At 31.7% G+C, this 6,031-nt stretch carries 6 protein-coding genes; all 6 read right to left on the bottom strand.

Annotation, left to right across the window (positions count from 1 at the left end; translation table 11 throughout):
- Nucleotides 1–78 precede the first annotated feature (78 nt).
- The 6 genes from AB2369_RS01305 to flhA are packed head-to-tail and all read right to left on the bottom strand — an operon-like array spanning nucleotide 79 to nucleotide 6,019.
- Nucleotides 79–531: a hypothetical protein gene (locus AB2369_RS01305; RefSeq protein WP_367664661.1), complete on the bottom strand. Its 453-nt coding sequence runs from the start codon at nucleotides 529–531 to the stop codon at nucleotides 79–81.
- A gap of 11 nt (nucleotides 532–542) precedes the next feature.
- The gene (locus AB2369_RS01300; protein WP_367664660.1) at nucleotides 543–1,268 is read right to left on the bottom strand and encodes a FliA/WhiG family RNA polymerase sigma factor; all 726 of its coding nucleotides are present in this window, start codon (nucleotides 1,266–1,268) and stop codon (nucleotides 543–545) included.
- 2 nt (nucleotides 1,269–1,270) lie between these two features.
- Complete coding sequence (locus AB2369_RS01295; protein WP_367664659.1) at nucleotides 1,271–1,903, bottom strand: flagellar brake protein; 633 nt, start codon at nucleotides 1,901–1,903, stop codon at nucleotides 1,271–1,273.
- Between the two features lie 21 nt (nucleotides 1,904–1,924).
- A complete protein-coding gene (locus tag AB2369_RS01290; RefSeq protein ID WP_367664658.1) occupies nucleotides 1,925–2,785 on the bottom strand; it encodes a MinD/ParA family protein in 861 nt (286 codons plus the stop codon).
- Nucleotides 2,779–3,945: a flagellar biosynthesis protein FlhF gene (gene flhF / locus AB2369_RS01285; RefSeq protein WP_367664657.1), complete on the bottom strand. Its 1,167-nt coding sequence runs from the start codon at nucleotides 3,943–3,945 to the stop codon at nucleotides 2,779–2,781. Before flhF ends, AB2369_RS01290 begins: the two co-directional genes overlap by 7 nt.
- Nucleotide 3,946: 1 nt before the next feature.
- Nucleotides 3,947–6,019, bottom strand: coding sequence for a flagellar biosynthesis protein FlhA (gene flhA, locus AB2369_RS01280; protein ID WP_367664656.1), 2,073 nt, complete (start codon nucleotides 6,017–6,019; stop codon nucleotides 3,947–3,949).
- Nucleotides 6,020–6,031 lie beyond the last annotated feature (12 nt).

Raw genomic sequence — 6,031 nt, 5'->3', positions numbered from 1 at the left:
TAAATAAGGTGGCCATTACAATTCCTATACCTATACCAAATAATATTTTTCTATCTGAAAACAAAGTTATAAACTTCTTTAATTCTTTGATAATTTTTTTATTAATTGTAATTCCCCCTTTCCAATGTTAAGCTCAGCGCAGATTTCATCCTCTGCATACCCTTCTTCTATAAGTTTTAAGACCTTCTCATTTCTATCTATAAAATGATTATCCTTAAACTTACTTATGTTTTTATCATTCCCTTTACTTTCAATTACAAGATTATCATCTTGAATAACCTTGTCTACCTTATTATAAGTATTATAATTCTTAATAATTGCTTTTAATTCATCTATTTCCTCTTGAAGCTCTAAAATAGTTTCTGCCATATCCTGTCTTATAGCTCCCATTTCTACTTCCAAGGAGGATATGTTCTCTTGTCTATTATCTAGTATATTTTTAAAACTATCATTACCTTTTTTATCGGCTCTTATAGATCTTATATTAATAGCAATTAAAACTATTCCTATTATTAATAATAAAAAGGGCATAAATTCATCTCCTATTCATATTTCAGCTTTTTTATAGCCTTTCTTAAGTTTATAATTGCTCTTGAATGTATTTGACAAACTCTTGATTCAGAAACCTCTAGTATCTTTCCTATATCTTTAAGTGTTAATTCTTCATAATAATATAGAGATAAAACAAGCTTGTCTTTTTCATTTAAGAGATCTATACCCTCTGCTAATATTTCTAGCTGCTCTTTCTCTTCATAGGATTTCTCAGGACTTGGACTATTTTTATCCTCAATGGTAGAAATTAAACTCACATCATCTTCTTCTGAAAATATTAGGTCCTCCAAGGATGATATAGAAATATAATTTATATACTGGCCTATGTCACTTACATCTTTAATTGATACCCCTAGTGCTTTAGCAATTTCCTCCATAGTAGGTTCTCTCATTAATGAATTTTGGAGCCTCTCTACTGCTTCATTATATCTATTCAGCTTGTCCATAGCTCCCTTTGAAATAGGACTTATTTTTCTTATTTCGTCAATCATAGATCCTCTAATTCTTATGGAGGCATAGGTTGAAAATTTCATCCCCTTCTCTTTATCATACTTATTCAAGGCGTCCATAAGTCCTAACATTCCATAACCTACTAAGTCTTCAAATTCTATATATTTAGTTTTTCCAACTATTACCCTTGATGCTATATATTTAACTAAGGGTATGTATTTTTTTATTACCTGTTCCCTTATATCTAAAGCACTAACAGTAGACAAAGTTACTCCTCCTTTAAATCTGATTTCCTTTGTTTTCTCATTATATTAAAAACATATTGTATGATTCTTTCTCTTAGCATGTTGCTTAAGTCATAAAATCCTACTCCATATATGTATCTTCCATCTTCATCTTTATCTATTCTTACAATTCTTCCATTTATCTTATCTTCAATTCCTGAATTGTTTATAATAAGTTTTATGGTGTCTTTCATCTTAAGCTTCTCACTTGACTTAAACTTTAATCCTCCACCACTTAAATCAAGCATTAATGCTTTGTTAAAGGTTTCCCCTTCATCATTTTTACAAAGGGCATATTCTATATATTCTATAGTAGATACTCTTACATAGTTTCTTCTTTGAATTCTTTTATATGTCTTAGGATGATTTATAAATATTTGATGAACCTCTCCATCTTTTGTTCGTCCAACAACCTCTGTATCAAAATGATATAAAGATAATGGTTCATAGTAAACCACCTCAATTTTATCTCCCTTACCTAAAGGAAGATACTCTCCACCTATCATTGGCATTCCTATTACAATATAATCTTTTTTTACATCCTGTACGTCGCTTTTAAAGACCTTTTCATTCCAATATAAATCAAGTTTTCCATTAATAATTAAATTTAATCCCATTAACTATCCACCCCATATCTATTATGAAAAAATATTAAAAATCTTTTTAAAAACTTCTTTAAATCCACTGCCACTTGCCTTTTCTTTATTTCCATTATTTAATATAGTGTTAGCTATATCCTTAACATTTAAGGAAGCATGACAGTTTGGATACTTTATAACGAAGGGTTTTTGGTCTCTAACTGACATCATAACCCTTCTATCCTCCCATATAAATCCTAAAAGTCTAACATTAATATTTAAAAATCTATTTACAGCCCCTTGAAATCTTCTAAAAGTTAAAGTTCCCTCTTCCTCATCCATTACTCTATTTACAATTAAATTTACCTCATTCTTTATCTTAAAATGGTTTATAGCTTTCATTAAACTATAAGCATCTGTAAGAGATGTAGGTTCTGGATTTGTAATTACAATGGTATCATCTGATGCTGCAATAAAAGCTAGAACACTTCTATTTATTCCTGCACCAGTGTCCATAAGTATAAAATCTAAATCCTCTAGGGACTCTAATTTATCTAAAAATCTTTTTCTCTCTTCCTCTTTTAAATCTTCTACATTATTAAGTCCAGATCCTCCTGGCAGAAGTTTAACTCCGTAGGGCCCTTCTATAATAACTTCATTTATTTCCTTATTATTTAAAATAACATCAAAAACATTATATCTTGTAGTACATCCCATTAAAATATCATCATTTCCCATGCCTATATCAGCATCAAACACCATAACTCTCTTTCCCATAAGCTTAAGACTTATGGCTAGATTTACAACTAAGTTACTTTTCCCAACTCCTCCTTTGCCGGAGGTTATTGTTATTATCCTTGGTTTTTTTCTCTCTTCATTGCCACTGGCAAGCTGCCTAAGTCTTTCTGCCTGATCTAACATATACTCTCTTCTCCTAGTATAAGTTTTATTATCTCTTCCTTATCCGGTACCTTTATATCATCTGGTACACTTTGTCCAGTAGTTATATAAGAAATTGGTTTCCTTCCATTATGCGTTATATTAACTAAGGCTCCATAGGATGAAGTTTCATCTAACTTAGTTACAATTATGCTAGAGTAGTCTAAGGTTTCATAGCCTTTTAAGATGGTTTCTACATCCTTGTTCTTTGTTATAGCACTTATTACAAGGAAAACCTCCTTACTCTCTATCTTATCTATAAAAGATCTAAGTTCTGATATCTGCATTAAATTTTTACTACTTCTACCTGTGGTATCAACTAAAATAACATCACAATCTTTCATATAATCTAAGGCCTCATTTATCTCCTTGGGATTCATTACTACCTTAAAAGGAATGTTTATTATTTCAGCATAAGTTTTTAATTGATCTACAGCTCCTATTCTATAGGTATCTATGGTTATTAATCCTACTTTTTTCTTATCTATTAAGGAAAGCTTTCCTGCAAGCTTTGCTATGGTAGTAGTTTTTCCAACCCCTGTAGGACCAACTAAAACTAGAACTCCATCTCTAATCTCATTTTTTATGTAGATTGAATTATTTAGTCCTTGTCTTAATACTATCTTTCCTTCCTCTAACTCCATAGGACCTTTGAAGAAATTATGATATAAATCCTTATTTATATCTAGGTCCTCCATATATGATAGTAAGGCTTCCTTTAACTTCTCATCCTTATTTTTTTCTTTTCCCATATCCTGAGATAGGGAAGCTATTAAAGTTTTCATTTCTTTAACTTCATCTAAAACTTGTTTATTCTCTAGAGAATTCATTGAACTTCTATTACTATAACTTTCGTTAATTTCTCCAGCCGTTTCTCTTTCTTTATTTTTATTATTTTCAATATTATACTCAGCCATGGCCATAGCTCTTCTAAGATTATCTATGGCCTCTTTTGGTGCCTCTTCTTCTCTTTCATTATCTACACAAGCTGTAACTTCAAAAACCTTCTTTGAGAAAATTCCTCTGATTCCCTTTCTTCTAACCTTTCTTTGACTAAGTATAAGGGCATCTTGTCCAAGTTCTTGTTTTATTTTAGTTATGGCTTCATTCATATTTTTTGTAATAAACTTTTTAATAATCATATTATAAAGAAACCACTCCTTCAGTCCTTATTTCTACATCATTTGGTATCTCATTTAAAGATAGAACTATAACGTGAGGATATACCATTTCTATAAGCTTTTTAAAAGCTGGTCTTATTTTAGGTGAAACAAGAATAACTGGTATATTATCATTAAAGTAAACTGTATCTAATACATATCTTATTCCATTTAATATTTGAGATGTAGTATCTGGATCTACTGCTGGGAATGTTCCTTGTGGAGACTTTTGAAGGTTTCCTCCTACAATACCCTCAATCTTTGGATTAAGAGTTGCAACTACAATAGCACCCTCTTCATTTATAATTCCATTACATATGGTTCTTGCAAGGGAGAATCTAACATATTCTGTTAAAAGCTCTATATCCTTAGTATTCCTTGAGTTATCAGCTAGTGACTCAAGAATAGTTACCATATCCTTTATAGGTACCTTTTCTCTTAAGAGACTTTGAAGAACCTTCTGTACCTCTCCTATAGTCATAAGATCTGGTATAAGTTCCTCCACCACTGCACTATACTTCTCTTTAAGAGAATCTATAATAACCTTAACCTCTTGTCTTCCAAGAAGCTCATAGCAATGAAGTTTTATAGTTTCCGTAAGATGAGTGACCATAACAGTGGTTGGATCCACCACAGTATATCCCTTAATTTCAGCTTCTTCTCTTTGATCATGGTTAATCCATAAGGCTGGAAGTCCAAAGGTTGGCTCTATGGTCTTAATACCTTCCATGGATAGCTCATCTCCACCAGGGTCCATAGAAAGAAGCATATTTGCCATAAGTTCTCCCCTCGCTACCATGGTTCCTCTAATTTTTATTAAGTACTCATTATTTTTAAGCTGAAGATTATCTCTTATTCTTATAGGTTGTACAACTATTCCCATTTCAATAGCACATTGTCTTCTTACAGAAGCTATTCTTTGAAGTAAATCTCCTCCACTACTATCATCTGCAAGAGGTATAAGTCCATATCCAATCTCTACTTCCATAGGTTCAACTTGAATTAGATTCATAACATTTTCTGGCTCTCTTGTTTCTGTCTCTATTATCTCCGCTTCTTCTCTCTCTATTTCCTCTATAAGCTCTTTCTTTTGATTGGTATATAAAGTATATGCAAAATATCCAAGAACTATAGATAATGTAAGAAAAGCAGCTGTTGGAAGTCCTGGAATAATAGCTAAAGTAAATAGAACCGCAGAAGCTATGGCAAATACCACAGGAAAAGTTGAAAGCTGTTTAGTTAAAACATTTCCAAGATTTTCATTACTTCCTGATCTTGTAACAAGTATACCTGATGCTGTTGATATAAGCAAAGCTGGTATCTGACCTACAAGACCATCTCCTACTGTAAGTCTTACAAAGGTGGTGGCTGCCATATTTACATCCATATCAAACATCACAACCCCTATTATTATTCCACCGATAATATTAATAAGAGTTATTACTATACCTGCTATGGCGTCTCCCTTTACAAACTTTGATGCTCCATCCATGGCTCCATAAAAATCTGCCTCTAACTGAAGCTTCGTTCTTCTTTCCTTAGCCTGGAGCTCATCTATAAGACCTGCATTTAAGTCTGCATCTATACTCATTTGTTTTCCTGGCATAGCATCTAATGTAAATCTTGCTGAAACTTCAGATACTCTACCAGCACCATTAGTTATAACTATAAATTGTATAATAACTATTATTAAGAATATTATAATTCCAACTATGTAATTATTTCCAACTACGAAACTTCCAAAAGCTTCTATAACTTCTCCTGCATATCTCTCCGATAAAATAAGTCTTGTGGAAGATATATTAAGTCCCAATCTAAAAAGAGTGGTAATTAATAATAACGTCGGAAACACTGAAAATTGAAGCACTTCTGTTGTAAACATGGTAATTAATATTATAATAACAGATATTGTTATATTAACAGCCAAAAGTATATCTAATACAAGGGTTGGCATAGGTATTATAATCATCAGTACTATGCCTATAATAGAAAATGCTATTAAAATATCGTGCCTTCCTTTTAATAGACTGTTACCCTTTTTTCCTTCTAATAACAACCAAATCACCCT

It is taken from the genome of Clostridium sp., assembly GCF_040797585.1.
Lineage (GTDB): Bacteria > Bacillota > Clostridia > Clostridiales > Clostridiaceae > Clostridium_Z.
Note: the sequence above shows the minus strand (reverse complement) of the source record. Positions and strands in the feature narration are given on the sequence as shown.

Excerpts from the sequence above, each read along its gene's own strand:
- AB2369_RS01295 (WP_367664659.1), bottom strand. The coding sequence starts at position 1,903 with ATGGGATTAAATTTAATTATTAATGGAAAACTTGATTTATATTGGAAT.
- flhF (WP_367664657.1), bottom strand. The coding sequence starts at position 3,945 with ATGATTATTAAAAAGTTTATTACAAAAAATATGAATGAAGCCATAACT.
- AB2369_RS01290 (WP_367664658.1), bottom strand. The coding sequence starts at position 2,785 with ATGTTAGATCAGGCAGAAAGACTTAGGCAGCTTGCCAGTGGCAATGAA.
- AB2369_RS01305 (WP_367664661.1), bottom strand. The coding sequence starts at position 531 with ATGCCCTTTTTATTATTAATAATAGGAATAGTTTTAATTGCTATTAAT.